The organism is Ruegeria sp. YTSA108 (assembly GCF_059610185.1).
In genome coordinates, this window is record NZ_JBXWND010000001.1 from 494,831 (window position 1) to 511,012 (window position 16,182).

Genomic DNA, 16,182 nt, shown 5'->3' on the forward strand with positions numbered 1-16,182 from the left:
ATGCCCTACAGATGGAATCAAACCACCACTTCAGAACTTGAATTGCGCCTGTGGCCGCATAACTCACTGCCGCGTCATTGGGCGGTGCGAGTTGTGTTTGGGGTCTTTCTATTCGGGCTGATCCCGCTTTTGGCCGTTCTTGGCTCGGCCTTGCTTTGGGGGTTGCTGCCCTTCCTGCTGCTAACAGTTATTGGCCTTTGGCTGGCTCTCCGGTCAAACTATCGGGCCCGTAGCATATTCGAAGTCCTGACGCTGACCGGAACACAGGCGCATCTGATACATCATGACCCGCGACGGGGGCAGCAGGAATGGGCCTGTAATCGGCATTGGGCCCGCCCCGAGATCCATCAGAGCGGCGGCCCGGTTCCGAACTACGTCACCCTCAAGGGTGAAGGTCGCGAAGTCGAAATCGGCGCATTCCTGTCCGAGGAAGAGCGGATTGCGCTTTACGATGACCTCAAAGAAAAACTGCGCGAACCAGTCGCGCAGTAAGCTCTCAGCATGTCACGGCAGTCAGCCGCTGGCAGCCGCACAAAGCTGATCTTTGACCATGGGCCCAACTTTCCCAAAATCCATCTGGCCAGTATAGCGTGTCTTGAGCTCGCCCATGACCTTGCCCATATCCCGGATCGACCCGGCACCAGTGGCCGTAATCGCTGATTGGATGGCTTTCGTCACCTCATCGTCGTCCAGTTGCTCGGGCAGGAATTCTTCTATGACTTCTATCTCGCGCAGTTCACGCTCCGCCAGATCGAGGCGTCCACCCTCTTCGTAAGCACGCGCACTTTCCTTACGCTGCTTGGACATTTTCCCTAGAATTTCAAGAACTTCGGCATCACCGCAACCCTTGGCTTCCTCGTTGACCGCAGCACGAGACGCGATATCCCGGTCCTTGATTGCTGCATTGATCAGACGTAGGGTCGACAGACGCTCGGCGTTCTTGTCTTTCATTGCTTGCTTCAGGGCGGAATTCACCCGTGATCGCATATCCATTTAGTTTGTCCATCCCCATGACAAAAGGAACCCCGACCATATCGAAACAAAAAGCGTGATACAACCGGGGGCCTCAACATCTAAGTCATTGATATTGCTCAATAGCCCAAAAATTGAACACACTTGACCCAAGCGCATAACCCCCTTAGGTATGCGCCGATTTACCCTGCAGGAGAGTCGCGCTATGGCCCAGAACGCCCCGTCTAAGCCCACCGCATGTCTGGCTTTGGCCGATGGAACACTGTTCTACGGGGTCGGTTTCGGCGCCACAGGCCAGACCGTGGCCGAGCTGTGTTTCAACACCGCAATGACCGGCTATCAAGAGATCATGACCGATCCTTCTTATGCCGGACAGATCGTGACCTTCACTTTCCCTCATATTGGAAATGTTGGTGTGAACCCCGAGGATGACGAAACCGGTGATCCTGTCGCGGCAGGAATGGTCGTCAAATGGGACCCAACCGAACCGTCCAGCTGGCGGTCTGCTGAAGAGCTGAAATCATGGCTTGCCCAGCGTGGGCGTATTGCCATTGGCGGTGTCGATACCCGCCGGTTAACCCGCGCAATTCGCCAGCAAGGCGCACCTCATGTGGCATTGGCCCATGATCCTGAGGGCAATTTCGACATCGAAGCTCTGGTTTCGGCAGCGCGTGGCTTTGCCGGGCTTGAAGGTATGGATTTGGCCAAGGAAGTGACTTGTGCGCAAAGCTATCGCTGGGATGAGATGCGTTGGGCCTGGCCAGATGGCTATAAACGGCAAGAGGCCCCAGTACATAAGGTTGTGGCACTGGATTTCGGGGCAAAGCGCAATATCCTGAGATGCCTTGCCTCGACCGGGTGCGATGTCACTGTGCTGCCCGCAACGGCCACCGCGGCTGAGGTTCTGGCCCATAATCCCGACGGCGTATTCCTGTCCAATGGCCCCGGTGATCCAGCGGCTACGGGTGAATACGCAGTACCGATGATCAAAGAGGTATTGGACACCACCGACCTACCCGTATTCGGGATTTGCCTTGGTCATCAGATGCTTGCGCTGGCCCTTGGCGGTCAGACTGTCAAGATGAATCACGGCCACCACGGGGCGAACCACCCGGTAAAAGATCTCGAGACTGGTAAGGTGGAAATAACGTCTATGAACCATGGGTTTGCGGTAGACGCTCAAACCCTTCCCGACGGTGTCGTTGAGACTCATCGTTCGTTGTTTGATGGTTCAAACTGCGGAATTCGCATGACGGATCGACCGGTCTATTCGGTACAGTACCACCCAGAGGCATCTCCAGGCCCACAAGACAGCTTCTACCTGTTCGAGCGGTTCTCGCATGCGATGGCCGCCCGGAAGGCACAGGCATAATCATACAGCCTTAACGGCCTGTTAACCTTAATCGATCCACCCTGACGCAGATTACCACGTCTGGGTTGATTGAATGGTTGAACTGAACCTGCAGCATTTCGCATCGGCCGCGCCGATTTCTGCAACGGTGCGCAAGCCTTTGGGGGCTTGCCTGATCGACCGCGGGCTGCTTTCGAACCATCAGTTGCAAAAAGCCCTGCACCTGCAATCCAGACAAAATGTTGCACTGGGCGAAATCCTGGTCGGCGAAGGCTGGGTAGATCGGTCCGAGGTTCTGACGGCGCTGTCTGAACAAACAGGATTGCAGATCGCGGACCTGGATCTGCATCCACCAAATCCGGACCTTTGCAAAACCCGCCCCGCCAGCTTTTGGCTGGATCACAACATCATTCCCTGGATGCGCATCGGTCCCATTCTCCTGGTCGCTACCGCCAATCCCGATCAGTTCGACGCAGTTCGCAAGCAGTTGGCAAAGGAAAAGCAAACGATCATACCCGTGCTTGCCGATGCGGACCGGATCGACGACGCGATCGCCAGCATTTTCTCGGAAAGCCTTGCTGAAAAGGCTGAAACCCGTGTGGCAATAGCTCAGAGTTGCCGGTCCTGGACTCGGCACTCGCGTATTGGGCCGATTGCCATAGTGCTTGGCCTAGCCACACTGTTCCTGGCGCAACCCATTCCGGGGCTGCTGGCTCTGGTCGTATTGGCCGTTACGTCGCTTGTATTATTCCTGACATTGCGACTGGCGGGATTGCTCTCGTTTCTATGTTACAAAGGAAAACGCCACAGTCAGACCGCCACCACGCTTCCTCTTCGACTGCCTCGCGTTTCCATCATGGTCCCTTTGTACAAAGAGCGAGAGATTGCTGGCGCTCTGATCCGTCGATTGCGACGTCTGACATATCCCAAAGCTCTTTTGGACGTCATTCTGGTTTTGGAAGAAACGGATATGGTAACCCGTGCAACCCTGGCCAAAATCGAGCTGCCCTGTTGGATCCGCACGATCGAAGTACCGGCATTAAGCGGGCTGACGACAAAACCGCGCGCGATGAACTATGCGCTGGATTTCTGTCGTGGTGATATTCTGGGCGTTTGGGATGCCGAGGACGCCCCTCTTCCCGATCAAATCGAACGCGTCGTCGGACATTTCACCCAAGCCAGTGAAGACGTCGTCTGCTTGCAAGGCGTTCTGGACTATTACAACCCGCGCACCAACTGGCGGTCTCGCTGCTTTACCATCGAGTATAACAGTTGGTTTCGGGTCATCCTGCCTGGCATTGCCCGGTTGGGACTGGTGGTTCCACTTGGTGGTACAACCTTTTTCTTTCGTCGCGAAAAGCTGTTGGAACTGGGCGGTTGGGATGCCCATAATGTGACCGAAGACGCAGATCTGGGCGTCCGCCTCAGCCGCGCGGGTTATCGGACCGAGATAGTTGATACCGCCACTTTCGAAGAAGCAAACTTTCGGGCCTGGCCTTGGGTCAAACAGCGTTCACGATGGCTCAAGGGCTTTATGGTCACATATCTTGTCCACATGCGCGCGCCGATCCATCTGCTGAAAGAGCTGGGTGTGCTGCGCTTCCTTGGGCTTCAGGCGTTTTTTCTGGGCACCGTCGGACAATTCCTGCTGGCCCCGGTTTTGTGGCTGTTCTGGCTTACCACATTCGGATTGGCCAGCCCGCTGGATCCCGTCATTCCGGGCAAGGTCATGACCATACTGATAGCTCTGTTCGTATTTGCAGAGATCACGAATGTGACCATCGGGATACTGGCTGTCTCTGCCCGTGAAAGACGGTTTCTGATGCCGTGGGTGCCGACAATGCCGTTGTATTTCCCCTTGGGTGTGCTGGCAGCTTACAAAGCCCTTTGGGAATTGGCTATCAACCCGTTCTTCTGGGACAAAACCCAACACGGTCAAGCCAGTGAAGAAGCCTTCGACATGTGACCGTCAGCTTTCGCGACGAACCGCATCCTGCTTGAGACGCGTCATGAAAGCGACCGAGATATGCTCTTTCAACGCACGTTCCGCGGCTTGCTCGTCACGGGCGGCTATCGCCTCGACGATGCCTTTGTGTTCACTTTGCGCGATCTCACCGCGCCCGGAAACCGCAAGCGATGTCGTTGCCATCAAGGCCATTGTGCGGTGCACAAGGTTCAGCTGTTGCACCAAATAGCGGTTGTGCGAGGCCAGATGGATCTGTTCGTGAAACCGCCGGTTCGCCCGAGACAGGGCGTTTGGATTGTCCACCAGCGCATCATCTTCGGCAACCATTTCCTGCAGCACCTTGATCTCTTCCTCGGTCGCGTGCTTGGCGGCCAAACTTGCAGCGAGACCTTCAAGTTCACGGCGAACGACATATAGCTCTGCCATCTGATTGTGGTCCAATGAGGCCACAATCAGCGAACGCCCGTCGCGTTCAAGCAAGGATTGGGTCTCTAACCGCTGCAACGCCTCGCGGATTGGCGTGCGCGAAACACCGAACCTTTCGGCCAGCTCGCTTTCGACCAGCCTGTCACCGGGCTTGTAGATGCCCACATCAATCGCTTCGAGAATAAGGCTGTAGGCGTCGCTGTTGGACTGCTTGGATTGGGGCATCTTTTGTTTTTCTCCTCGTTCGGACATGTCTATCCGTCTGCAGTGCGCACAATCAAGTACTGCATTGAAAACCTGCGCTGCGCCGCTTAAACGGCAGGTATGGTCAAACCTGCCTTCAGCCATGTCTCCCAATGGGTGTTCGATCTGGACAACACCCTGTACCCGCCGCATATGCGCCTGTTCGATCAGATCGAGGTGCTGATGACGGATTATGTGGTTCAGGCCATCGGCGTCGACCGGGCCGAGGCCGACCGACTGCGATCCCATTACTGGCGCGAATATGGCACCACACTGGCCGGGCTGATGGCCGAACATGATCTGGATCCCGACCCTTACCTGCATGCCGTGCATCAGGTGGATATGAGCCATATGGACCCGGACGTGGATCTGGCGGCACATATTCGTGCTCTGCCCGGTCGCCGCATTGTCTATACCAATGGCAGCGCGCCCTATGCCGAACGCGTCCTTGCGGCGCGTGGCCTCAGCGGTTTGTTCGATGCCATCTATGGGGTCGAGCATGCGGGATACCGTCCTAAACCCGAGAAGGCCGCATTCCAGGCCATCTTTGCGCAAGACGGAATCAAGGCAGAAAAAGCGGCCATGTTCGAAGACGATCCGCGCAATCTGGCGGCCCCGCATGAGATGGGGATGCGCACGGTTCATGTCGCGCCCGAACCGCACATGGCCGATCACATCCACCACCATACAGACGACCTGACCGCCTTTCTGGCCCGCCTGCGATAGGCTGTCACACTGCGACGATCTGCACGTACTGCGACCCGGGCGCCGCCCCTATATCCCAACTGCGACGAACAGAACGGAGACCCAGATGTCCGCAATCGAAATGCCCCCGCGCTCACCCATCTGGCAGCGCCTGCTATTTGCTGTTCCTCTGTTTGGCTGGATGGCGCGCGATGCGGCCGATGCAGATGGGGACGACTGGTATTACACCGCTGCCGCCATCTTCAGCATGTGGGGCTGTTCAGTGATGCTGTTTGGCTTGCCGGGCTTGTATATCCCCGCCGTCGTGATGGTGCCCGTGATATTCCTGATCCTCATCCTGATCTCGCGCGGCTGACCTGCGAGACAGGATGTCACTTGGCGCGGGAAGTCGAACCACTCTAGGGTCGGGTTAGAACCAAAGAGGGCGCCATGAACGACCAGTGTGACATCCTGATTTCCGGCGGCGGAATTGCCGGTTTGACCGCAGCGGCGGCCCTTGGCGCGGCTGGATTCAATGTGGTCTGTGTTGATCCTACCCCACCTGTGACCCAGCGGGACGTGGACGGATCGGATTTACGGACCACCGCGTTTTTGCAACCAGCCCACGGTCTTTTGGAACAATGCGGGCTGTGGGAAAAACTCGACGCGCATGCCGCCCCTCTTCAGATCATGCGGATTGTGGATGCAGGCGGCGATGTGCCCGAGCCGCGCGTGGTGCGCGACTTCAATGCCGCGGATATCTCGGACCAGCCCTTTGGTTGGAACCTGCCAAACTGGCTCTTGCGGCGCGAAATGGTGGCCCGTCTCGCTGAACTGCCCAATGTCGATTTTCGCCCCGGAACGGGCACGGTCAGCTTGTTCACCCGTACAGCCGAAGCCCGCGTTGGCCTGAGCGACGGGACGCGCATCCGCTGTAAACTGGTGATCGCCGCAGATGGTCGCAACTCGCCCATGCGAGAGGCCGCCGGGATCAACGTGCACACCACGCGCTATGGGCAAAAGGCGTTGGCCTTCGCGGTTACACACTCGATCCCGCATCAGAACGTCTCGACCGAGATTCACAGGTCCGGCGGCCCGTTCACGCTCGTTCCCCTGCCCGACTGGCAGGGTCAGCCCTCGTCCGCGATTGTATGGATGGAGCGTGGCCCGCGCGCGGTAGAGCTGTTGAACACCGATCCGGAAAGCTTTGAAGCGCTGATGACCGAACGGTCCTGCGGGTTGTTCGGTCCGTTGAAACTGGCCTCTCGTCGGACCATCTGGCCGATCATCAGCCAATCGGCAGAGCGTCTGTCGGGCGAACGCGTGGCCCTGATGGCCGAAGCCGCCCATGTCGTGCCCCCCATCGGTGCGCAGGGGCTGAACATGTCCTTGGGTGATCTGCGATGCCTGCTGGATTTGGCACAGGCCCGTCCCGAGGGCCTGGGTGACGCGCAGATGTTGGATGCCTATCACAAAGCGCGTCATACCGAGATCGAGGCCCGGGTCAAGGGTATCGACCTGCTGAACCGCGCCTCGATGATCGAAGCGCGGCCTTTACGGGACATACGTGCAATGGGGTTGAACGCGCTGTATTCGCTGCCGACCGTGCGCAAGACGCTGATGCAGATGGGCCTCGGCGTCCGCTAAAGCCCGATGGTCACAAAACCTGGTCCAGCACGCGCTTTAGACGCGCGATTGTGCCGTCAACATCGTACAGCTTGTCCAGACCGAACAGGCCCAGACGGAAGGTGCTGAACCCGTCTGGCTCATCACATTGCAAGGGTACACCAGCAGCGATCTGCATGCCCAGGGCGGCGAATTTGCTGCCGTTCTGGATATTGGGATCCGAGGTATAGCTGACCACCACACCCGGCGCACCAAACCCATCGGCAGCGACAGAAACAATGCCCTTCTCCTTCAGCATTGCCCGTACACCGTCCCCCAATGCCCACTGGGCGTCACGCAGTTTGTCAAAGCCATAGTCTCGAGTCTCAGCCATCGTGTCGCGGAAGGCTTTCAGCGCATCTGTTGGCATCGTGGCGTGATAGGCGTGACCGCCATTTTCATAGGCTTGCATGATCTGCCGCCATTTCTTCAGGTCGACGGCAAAACTGTCCGAAGTCGTCTCCTCCAGCCTTGCCTCAGCCTGTTCGGACAGCATGACAAGACCCGCGCAAGGCGATGCGCTCCACCCTTTCTGAGGGGCCGAGATCAGGACATCCACACCCGTCGCCTTCATGTCCACCCATGCGCAGCCCGAAGCGATGCAATCCAGAACCATCAGCGCCCCAACCTCGTGGGCTGCGGCTGCCATCGCCGAAATATAGTCGTCGGGCAGAAGGACCCCGGCCGCCGTTTCGACATGCGGCGCAAAGACCACATCCGGGCGCCCATCGCGGATCGTTTCGATGACTTCCTCGATCGGAGCAGGCGCAAATGGGGACGTTGCCGAGTTGCCGGTCTGGCGCGCCTTCAGAACTGTTGCCGACGCCGTCAACCCACCGGACTCGATGATCTGGCTCCACCGATAGGAAAACCAGCCATTCCTGACCACCAGAACGTTGGCATTGCGGGCAAACTGGCGCGCGACTGCTTCCATAGCGTAGGTACCACCGCCCGGGATAACGGCCACACCGTCAGCGTTGTAAACGCCTTTCAGCATCTCAGAGATGTCGCGCATCACATGCTGAAACTGAACCGACATGTGATTAAGCGAGCGATCGGTGAAGACGACCGAAAACTCCTCTAACCCATTGGGGTCAATTTTGTCCAAAAGCGGGGGCATTGGTATTCCTTTCAAATTCCACGAAACGAGCGGGTGTTCGCAACTTCGCTCACTGCCTCTCAGTTATTACTGAAAATTGACCCAACGGAACCCGGTTTCCTAAGAAAATTTTAACGCCTCAAAGGCCCTATCGACAACTAATGACGCCAAACAGTGTCAGCAACCCTTTACACCCCTACGTGTTTCTGACCAGATACATACACTTTGGAGAAGAAAGGTATTTTCACTCGTGACTGCGCATAAGCGGATCAGTTTTCAGTTTGTACGTGACGAAGTAAAACGACGAATAGAAACCAGAGTTTGGCCACAGGGGTCGGTGCTGCCGACAGAAACTCAGTTGGCAGAAGAATTTAATTGTGCCCGTGCCACGGTGAATCGTGCTTTGCGGGAACTGGCAGATCAGGGCTTCGTTGAAAGAAAACGTAAAAGCGGAACGCGGGTCAAAAAAGAACCCAGCAAACACGCAAAACTGGAGTTTTCCCTGACCCGACTGGATGTCGAGGGGCAGAACTCCACCTATCGTTATGCGCTGGTCGAGCGTAATATCGTCTCCAGCCCCGGATGGCTTGCCTCTCAGTTAAGCGTCTCGCAAGAAGCGCGTGTTTTGCATATTGTCTGCATGCACTATGCAGACAACCGGCCGTTTCAACTGGAAGAGCGCTGGATCAATATCGATGCAGTTCCAGAAGTGGAACATGCTGACCTCGACACCAAAGGCCCGCATGAGTGGCTGTTGCACGCCGCCCCCTTCACCGATGCTGAAGTCGCCTTTTGCGCGATTTCGGCAGATGGACGGCTGGCTGAATTCATGGGGACAACCTCGGGGACGTCCATGATCCAATTAGAGCGCACGACATGGAAAGACGGGCAGCCAATTACCTTTGCGCGCATGACACATCATCCCGGATATTACATCCGTACCAGGTACTAAAACGGGCCTAGCCGATAGGCCCGGGTAGCCTCTCTTCGCTCAGCAATACATTGGCTTCGACATCTCCGGCCCCGGGCAAAGTCATTATCCGGCGGCGCAGAACACGTTCAAAGTCCGAGAGATCCCGTGCCACGACGCGCAAACGGTAATCATAGAGGCCCAACACATGTTCAACGGTTTGAACCTCGGGGATCGCACTGACGGCACGTTCGAAATCTTCAAGGCTGACCTGACCTTTCCGCGCTAACTTGACCCCCAGAAAAACTGTCACCCCAAACCCCAACGCTTCTGCATTCAAACGCAGGTGGCGCCCCTTTATGATCCCCGTCGTTTCAAGCCTCCGGATACGGCGCCACATCGCGGGCTGAGACAGGCCAAATCTACGCCCCAAGGCACCCGCGCTTTGCGTTGCATCCTGGATCAGAGCGCGCAGAATTTTGCGGTCGAGCTCATCCAATTCGGTCATAGCGGCAGCACCTCATCGCTTTTGACCCGCGCGATATGCATCAATGCCTCGATATCTGCGATATGCGGCAAAGTCAGGATACGGTCACGATACAGCTGCTGGTAATGTGCCATATCCTTGGCAAGCACAGATAAGCGCACATCCACGCGGCCCAAAAAGGTCTGAATCTCGATCACCTCGGGAACCTCGCGCGCGACACCCATGAACTCGTCGAATGCACGCGGTTGGGTCTTATCCAGCGTCACCCGCAATGAAACCTCGACTGCATATCCCAATGCGGCCCAGTCAATGATCGCCTCTTGGGCTTGAATAATCCCGGCCTCTTGCATTTTTTCGATACGTCGCCAGCAGACACTTGTGCTGATGCGACAAAGCTCGGCCAACTCAGCGGTTGTCAGTGTCGGGTCGGCCTGGAAATGACGCAGAAGCCTGCGGTCAACATCATCAAGCATGATTTTTTCTTTTTTACTATACTTCAAGAATAGATACTCGAGTTATCCTTGATAATTCAAGGATAACAGTATCGCTATCCTTGGAAAATCGCCTTAAAACCCACAGCAATCGAAACAGAAAGGACCAGCATCATGCGCGTCTATTACGATCGCGATTGCGACATCAACCTGATCAAAGATAAAAAAGTGGCCATCCTGGGTTATGGCAGCCAGGGTCATGCACACGCGCTGAACCTGCGCGACTCGGGCGCGAAGAATCTGGTCGTTGCCCTGCGCGAAGGCTCGCCTTCGGCTAGGAAAGCCGAAGCCGAAGGCCTGGCGGTCATGGGCATTGCAGAAGCGGCAGCCTGGTGTGATGTCATCATGTTCACCATGCCCGATGAATTGCAGGCCGAAACTTACAAGAAATACGTGCATGACAACATCAAGCCGGGTGCTGCGATTGCGTTCGCCCACGGCCTGAATGTTCACTTTGGCCTGATCGAACCGAAAGCAGGCGTAGACGTCATCATGATGGCCCCCAAAGGCCCCGGCCACACCGTCCGTGGTGAATACACCAAAGGTGGCGGCGTTCCCTGCCTTGTGGCTGTTGACACTGACGCAACCGGCAAAGCGCTGGAAATCGGTCTGTCCTATTGCTCGGCCATCGGTGGCGGCCGTTCGGGCATCATCGAGACCAACTTCCGCGAAGAATGCGAAACCGACCTATTCGGTGAACAGGCGGTTCTGTGTGGCGGTATCGTCGAGCTGATCCGCTGCGGCTTTGAAACTCTGGTCGAGGCAGGTTATGCACCCGAAATGGCCTATTTCGAGTGTCTGCACGAAACCAAGCTGATCGTGGACCTGATCTATGAAGGCGGAATCGCCAACATGGATTACTCGATCTCGAACACTGCTGAATACGGTCAGTACGTCACTGGTCCGCGCATCCTGCCTTATGAGCAGACCAAGAAGGCAATGAAAGAGACCCTGTCGGACATCCAGAGCGGCAAATTCGTACGCGACTTCATGCTGGAAAATGCTGTGGGTCAACCCACCATCAAAGCCTCGCGCCGTTCCAATGACGAGCACCAGATCGAAGTGGTCGGCAAAAAGCTGCGGGACATGATGCCCTGGATTTCGGCCGGTAAACTGGTCGATCAGGAAAAGAACTGATCCTATCGTGACGCCGCCCCCCGGGGCGGCGTCATTCATTTAATGGGCGTCAAAAATTTCTATCGACGGCCCGCCAACAATATCCACATGGGTATACATCGGGTTCGAATGCTGCTCGAACCGCACCGGCTTGTCGACAACCACCGAGGGCCATTTCCCGGGCTTCTGACAGAGGAAGATGTTGAGCAGCAAATGGCTGGGATTGATCCCCTGCGGATTGGCGATAACCAACATGGGCTCGACCCCTGGATTACCAACCGTGACAATGCCCGTCACAATCAACCTAGCGGGCCCCGGAGGCATCTTGTTGTTCCAAGCATACCAATCTCGTGAAGCCACATCGTCTCCGGGCTGGCAAACAGCATTCACTTCTTTGTAGTCCATAATTTGTCTCCAAATTCTTTTTCCAATACCCCTACAATACCACACTCGCAGCTAATTGTGACGAAGCAGGCAATACCATGAGAGAACCCTCTGAAATCACCAACAAAAACTGGCTTATGGTCGCTGTACTTGGCTTCATCTGGGGCGGCACATTTATGGTCGTGGCCATCGCGCTCGAAGGGTACGGGCCCGTCACAGTAGCAACAGCGCGCACGACTCTGGGCGCGCTCACCCTTATACTGCTGATGGGGGCGACGGGTCGCAAATTGCCAACAACCACGCGGGGCCTTTGGCCCTCAATCATCGTGATCGGGATTCTGTCGACGGCCCTACCTTTTTTGCTGCTCAGCTGGGGCCAGCAATATGTTCCGTCCGCCTTTGCGGGCCTGTCGATGGCGGCCATCCCGTTGATGGTGTTGCCACTGGCACATTTCTTTTCGGATGAGCCCCTCAACGCGCGGCGTTTTGTTGGCGTATCACTTGGATTTGCAGGCGCGCTGGTTCTGATTGGCCCTGGCCTTGCACAGCTTGGTCAAGGTGCGGAACCACTGGCACAGCTGGCCTGTATTGGTGCTGCACTGTGCTATTCCTGCGCTTCTATATTCACGCGCAGATGCCCTCCGGTCGATCCGGTTGTTCTGGCTGCGCTCACTTTGCTGGTCGGCGCGGCGATCTTGTTGCCCATCATGCTGGTAACCGAAGGGGTGCCAAATTGGCATGGCGCACGGCCTAGCCTCGCCATAATCGCATTGGGCCTTGTTCCAACCGCCTTTGCCACGTTGCTGCGCGTCTCGATTATTCGCAGCGCCGGGTCTGTTTTTCTGACGCTGGTCAACTACCAAGTTCCGATATGGTCGATGGTGTTTGGCGCGTGGGTTCTGTCCGAGGCATTGCCGATACGGTTTTACGTTGCTCTAGCGATGATCCTGACCGGGCTAGCGATCAGCCAGTGGTTCAGCCTGCGCAGAATGCTGGCCGGTCGCTAGCCTGCAACCGCCGCGACCTCAGCAACGATACTGTCAACGACTTTGGCCAACAGCTGATCATCTTCACACTCCGCCATGACGCGGATCAGAGGTTCAGTGCCGGATTTACGGATCAGTAATCGGCCTTTTCCTTTCAGACGCTCTTCGGCATCCGAGATTGCGGCTTTCACACCAACTGTTTCCAGCGGGGCCTGCCCCTCGCCATAGCGCACGTTCTTCAACAGTTGCGGTACTGTTTCGAACTGAACCGACAGTTCGGATGCGTTGCGCCCGGAATGTACCATTTCAGCCAGGAAATGCAGGCCCGCCATGAGGCCATCGCCTGTGGTGGCATAATCGCTCATGACGATGTGGCCAGATTGTTCACCACCCAGGTTGAAATCTCCTTCACGCATCCGCTCGACTACATAGCGGTCGCCTACGGCCGTTCGTTCAAGCTTGAGCCCCTGCGAACCGAGATGGCGTTCGAGACCAAGGTTGGACATGACTGTCGCGACCAAAGCGCCGCCGCGCAAGCGGTCGGCCTTGGCCCAAGAGGTCGCTAACAACGCCATCAACTGATCGCCGTCGGCCACGTGTCCGTGCTCATCCACGATCACAACCCGATCGGCATCACCATCCAGGCAGATCCCCACATCGGCCCCGTGCGCCACCACCGTTTCAGCTGCTAGCTGAGGTTTGGTCGAACCGCAATTCAGATTGATATTCTTACCGTTAGGAGAGGTGCCTACAGGAATGACCTCGGCCCCAAGTTCCCACAAAACTTCGGGCGCAGTACGGTGCGCGGCGCCATTGGCGCAATCCACCACCACTTTCAAACCGTCCAGCCTAAGATCGCGGGATAGCGAAGATTTCACCCGCTCGCCATAGCGAAACCGCGCATCGTCTACCCGGCGGGCCCGACCGATATTTTGGGCCTGCGCAGGCTTAACCCCTTCTTCGATCAGCCGTTCGATTTCAATTTCCGCCTGATCCGACAGTTTGAAGCCATCAGGCCCGAAAAACTTGATCCCGTTGTCTTCGGCGGGGTTGTGACTGGCCGAGATCATCACGCCCAGATCGGCGCGCATTGACCGCGTCATCAGGCCGACAGCCGGCGTTGGAACTGGTCCCAGCAGCAAAACATTCATCCCGGTCGAGGTCAGCCCCGCCGTCAGCGCGTTTTCCAGCATATACCCAGACAGGCGCGTATCCTTGCCAATAACAACACGGTGCACGCCGGATTGGTCACGTCGGAAGTACCGCCCAACCGCGGCCCCCATGCGCAGGGCCATCTCAGCCGTGATCGGATGCGTATTGGCGGTGCCACGCACCCCATCGGTTCCGAACAGCTTGCGCATTGGTATCTCTCCGTAAATTCTTGCTTGCGACCGGATTACCGGACGGCGGCCCATAGACGCAAGGCCTGAGCGGTTTCAGCGACGTCATGAACACGCAGGATCTGCACACCCTGTGCCAATCCGGCCAGCCCCACGGCGATGGATCCCGGCGCACGCGCGTCTTTGCGGGGCTCTTTGCCTATCTGCCCGATAAACCCCTTTCGGGATACGCCCAGCAGGATTGGACACCCCAAACAGTGAAACAGGCTGAGATTCTGCAGAAGGATAAGATTGTGCTTTTCGGTTTTGCCAAATCCTATGCCCGGGTCGATAATGATCTGGTCCCGGCTCATGCCGAGGTCTTCAAGAAAACCAACCTGCCCATGTAGGAAGTCATAAACATCCAGCAAAACACTGTCGTAAGTCGGGTCGTCCTGCATCGAACCGGGATCGCCCTGCATGTGCATCACGCAGACAGGGGCCCCAACCTGGGCACAGAACGGCGCAAGGTCCGGGTCGAAGGTAAAGCCCGAGACGTCATTGATCAGCCCTGCCCCGGCTTTCCAGGCGGCTTTGGCGACGGCGGCTTTGCGGGTGTCTATGGAAATCAGCGCATCGGTGGCCGATCCGATCGCTTTGATCAGCGGTTCGGTACGGGCGATTTCCTCGTCTTCAGGAACAAAACTTGCGCCGGGGCGTGTCGACTCGCCTCCGATATCAAGAATACTGGCGTCCTGCGCGACCATGTCCCGCGCCGCAGCCTGTGCCGCCTCGACCGAGTTATGCACCCCGCCATCCGAGAAACTGTCCGGCGTGGCATTGAGGATGCCCATGATCTGGGGCCGATCCATCGCAACGCCAGAAATAGCGGCCCGTGGACGTGTCAGCCGATCCAGCACATCGCCGGGAACCTGCGCAGCCGGGAGGATGCGCGCGGCTTCGGTCCGGCTGAGGCGTTCGACATGGGTGAACCACAGCGTCTGACCGGCCAAGGCGACCGCCCCCTCGGGGCACGCCTCACCATGTTGAACCAAAGGGCGATAGTAAGTGGTCACAGGGTCGCCTGATCCACCGGCACAGCGCGCAGCGGAGTCTGGGGTGAGTCCGGCAAGGCGCCTCCGAATACCATCAGCTCGCTCGCTTCGAATGTCGCGGCAAACCACGCCGCCAGAGCGACCGCATCCGAGGGCGCAGCCGACGGGCCGTCCACTGCATCAAGCACGATCTTGGACGGCGCCCAGACGCAAATCTGCCCGTTCTTCATGGCCCAATCCAACTCGGTCCGGGTGGAAACGACGACACAGCGCAGGTCACGCGCGGCCAGTACCCAGGCGTTCTGTTCAATGGCCAGCAGGTCGATCCGGCGCTGAGTCATCGCGTGACCGGTTTGCGAAACGGCCATATCCGCCGCCCCGACGCAGAGGATCAGGGGGCGTTTCCGGTTTTCCAACTGGTCAATCCAGCCGGTCAGATTGTCCGACGCGATTGCTTCGTTTGACAGGAAGGCCAAACGCGGGTGCGGACGCTCTTCCTCGACCAGATCGTGGTGAGTTGCATCTTTACCGCGCACGATCTCGACGCCCAAAGCGCCGGGTCCTCGATCCAGTTTTTCTATTCTGACAAAAGCTCTTACGGCCTGAGGTTCAAGCAGAATTCTCTCAGCAATCCGGTCCGCCAGAGTTTCCAGCAGGTTCAACCGCTCGGCCGACAGCTCAAAGGCGATGGCCTCGGTCACACGATCATAGGACAGGATGCGATCAACATCATCGTCAATAGGATCGGTCAGCGGGCGCACCTCGACAACGATATTGAAGCAGATGCGTTGCGTCGTTCCACGCTCGGCCTGAAAGGCGCCGATCTCGACCTCGACAATATGGTCACGCAGAGAGATGCGATCCAGAGGTCCCCGCGTGGCTGTCGCTTCGGACCGCTCGGAGGGGTGCGCAAAGGCAAGACGGATTTCAGAACTCATGCGGTTGACCCTTTGGGCTTGGTGGACTTTTCGGACCTATTTACATATTGCAGGCCCTATAACACTGCAACAAGCGCCATTCCAGTCTTC

18 protein-coding genes are annotated in these 16,182 nt (G+C 57.2%); 9 read left to right on the forward strand and 9 right to left on the reverse strand.

The window, feature by feature from the left end; all coding sequences use genetic code 11:
• Positions 1-492, forward strand: a complete 492-nt coding sequence (locus tag AC2FHW_RS02475; protein ID WP_271946438.1) for a DUF2244 domain-containing protein — start codon at positions 1-3, stop codon at positions 490-492.
• 21 nt (positions 493-513) lie between these two features.
• Here the strand turns inward: AC2FHW_RS02475 and AC2FHW_RS02480 are convergent, their stop codons facing one another.
• The gene (locus AC2FHW_RS02480; RefSeq protein ID WP_142634482.1) at positions 514-993 is read right to left on the reverse strand and encodes a GatB/YqeY domain-containing protein; all 480 of its coding nucleotides are present in this window, start codon (positions 991-993) and stop codon (positions 514-516) included.
• Between the two features lie 184 nt (positions 994-1,177).
• On the opposite strand from AC2FHW_RS02480, the gene carA reads away from it, so the two are divergent.
• Positions 1,178-2,344 carry a glutamine-hydrolyzing carbamoyl-phosphate synthase small subunit gene (gene carA / locus AC2FHW_RS02485; protein WP_281972285.1) on the forward strand — a complete coding sequence of 389 codons (1,167 nt, stop codon included), beginning with the start codon at positions 1,178-1,180 and terminating at the stop codon, positions 2,342-2,344.
• 73 nt (positions 2,345-2,417) lie between these two features.
• Positions 2,418-4,289, forward strand: a complete 1,872-nt coding sequence (locus AC2FHW_RS02490; protein ID WP_496821369.1) for a glycosyltransferase — start codon at positions 2,418-2,420, stop codon at positions 4,287-4,289.
• 3 nt (positions 4,290-4,292) lie between these two features.
• Here the strand turns inward: AC2FHW_RS02490 and AC2FHW_RS02495 are convergent, their stop codons facing one another.
• Positions 4,293-4,940, reverse strand: coding sequence for a GntR family transcriptional regulator (locus tag AC2FHW_RS02495; RefSeq protein ID WP_142634488.1), 648 nt, complete (start codon positions 4,938-4,940; stop codon positions 4,293-4,295).
• Positions 4,941-5,039: 99 nt separating this feature from the next.
• Here AC2FHW_RS02495 and AC2FHW_RS02500 point away from each other — a divergent pair, with 99 nt between their 5' ends.
• The 3 genes from AC2FHW_RS02500 (at position 5,040) to AC2FHW_RS02510 (ending at position 7,289) form a co-directional block, all read left to right on the forward strand.
• Positions 5,040-5,684 carry a pyrimidine 5'-nucleotidase gene (locus tag AC2FHW_RS02500; protein ID WP_142634490.1) on the forward strand — a complete coding sequence of 215 codons (645 nt, stop codon included), beginning with the start codon at positions 5,040-5,042 and terminating at the stop codon, positions 5,682-5,684.
• An 85-nt stretch (positions 5,685-5,769) separates the two neighbouring features.
• Positions 5,770-6,018 (forward strand): hypothetical protein, encoded by a 249-nt coding sequence (locus AC2FHW_RS02505; protein WP_271946430.1) that lies wholly within the window; start codon positions 5,770-5,772, stop codon positions 6,016-6,018.
• Between the two features lie 74 nt (positions 6,019-6,092).
• The gene (locus AC2FHW_RS02510) at positions 6,093-7,289 is read left to right on the forward strand and encodes a UbiH/UbiF family hydroxylase (protein ID WP_271946428.1); all 1,197 of its coding nucleotides are present in this window, start codon (positions 6,093-6,095) and stop codon (positions 7,287-7,289) included.
• 10 nt (positions 7,290-7,299) lie between these two features.
• Here the strand turns inward: AC2FHW_RS02510 and AC2FHW_RS02515 are convergent, their stop codons facing one another.
• Positions 7,300-8,427, reverse strand: coding sequence for an aminotransferase class V-fold PLP-dependent enzyme (locus tag AC2FHW_RS02515; RefSeq protein WP_281972289.1), 1,128 nt, complete (start codon positions 8,425-8,427; stop codon positions 7,300-7,302).
• A 229-nt stretch (positions 8,428-8,656) separates the two neighbouring features.
• Here AC2FHW_RS02515 and hutC point away from each other — a divergent pair, with 229 nt between their 5' ends.
• Positions 8,657-9,358 (forward strand): histidine utilization transcriptional repressor HutC, encoded by a 702-nt coding sequence (gene hutC, locus AC2FHW_RS02520; RefSeq protein WP_142634498.1) that lies wholly within the window; start codon positions 8,657-8,659, stop codon positions 9,356-9,358.
• A gap of 7 nt (positions 9,359-9,365) precedes the next feature.
• Here the strand turns inward: hutC and AC2FHW_RS02525 are convergent, their stop codons facing one another.
• Together AC2FHW_RS02525 and AC2FHW_RS02530 are read right to left on the reverse strand one after the other, a co-directional pair.
• Positions 9,366-9,824, reverse strand: a complete 459-nt coding sequence (locus tag AC2FHW_RS02525; protein WP_142634500.1) for an Lrp/AsnC family transcriptional regulator — start codon at positions 9,822-9,824, stop codon at positions 9,366-9,368.
• A complete protein-coding gene (locus AC2FHW_RS02530; RefSeq protein ID WP_271946422.1) occupies positions 9,821-10,276 on the reverse strand; it encodes an Lrp/AsnC family transcriptional regulator in 456 nt (151 codons plus the stop codon). Before AC2FHW_RS02530 ends, AC2FHW_RS02525 begins: the two co-directional genes overlap by 4 nt.
• Before the next feature lie 132 nt (positions 10,277-10,408).
• On the opposite strand from AC2FHW_RS02530, the gene ilvC reads away from it, so the two are divergent.
• The gene (gene ilvC / locus AC2FHW_RS02535) at positions 10,409-11,431 is read left to right on the forward strand and encodes a ketol-acid reductoisomerase (protein ID WP_142634504.1); all 1,023 of its coding nucleotides are present in this window, start codon (positions 10,409-10,411) and stop codon (positions 11,429-11,431) included.
• 39 nt (positions 11,432-11,470) lie between these two features.
• Here the strand turns inward: ilvC and AC2FHW_RS02540 are convergent, their stop codons facing one another.
• Complete coding sequence (locus AC2FHW_RS02540; RefSeq protein ID WP_142634506.1) at positions 11,471-11,815, reverse strand: hypothetical protein; 345 nt, start codon at positions 11,813-11,815, stop codon at positions 11,471-11,473.
• Between the two features lie 77 nt (positions 11,816-11,892).
• Here AC2FHW_RS02540 and AC2FHW_RS02545 point away from each other — a divergent pair, with 77 nt between their 5' ends.
• Positions 11,893-12,801, forward strand: coding sequence for a DMT family transporter (locus AC2FHW_RS02545; protein ID WP_282027463.1), 909 nt, complete (start codon positions 11,893-11,895; stop codon positions 12,799-12,801).
• Here the strand turns inward: AC2FHW_RS02545 and glmM are convergent.
• Genes glmM through AC2FHW_RS02560 form a run of 3 tightly spaced genes read right to left on the reverse strand, consistent with a single transcriptional unit; the run spans position 12,798 to position 16,092 of the window.
• Positions 12,798-14,141 carry a phosphoglucosamine mutase gene (glmM, locus tag AC2FHW_RS02550; protein WP_271946415.1) on the reverse strand — a complete coding sequence of 448 codons (1,344 nt, stop codon included), beginning with the start codon at positions 14,139-14,141 and terminating at the stop codon, positions 12,798-12,800. The two genes, AC2FHW_RS02545 and glmM, sit on opposite strands and share 4 nt — an antisense overlap.
• A 35-nt stretch (positions 14,142-14,176) precedes the next feature.
• Entirely contained in the window at positions 14,177-15,175 is a 999-nt protein-coding gene (gene folP / locus AC2FHW_RS02555) for a dihydropteroate synthase (protein WP_496728116.1), read from the reverse strand.
• On the reverse strand, positions 15,172-16,092 hold the full coding sequence (locus AC2FHW_RS02560) for a dihydroneopterin aldolase (RefSeq protein WP_271946412.1): 921 nt from the start codon (positions 16,090-16,092) through the stop codon (positions 15,172-15,174). The genes folP and AC2FHW_RS02560 overlap by 4 nt, the downstream gene beginning before the upstream one ends.
• Positions 16,093-16,182: the final 90 nt, after the last annotated feature.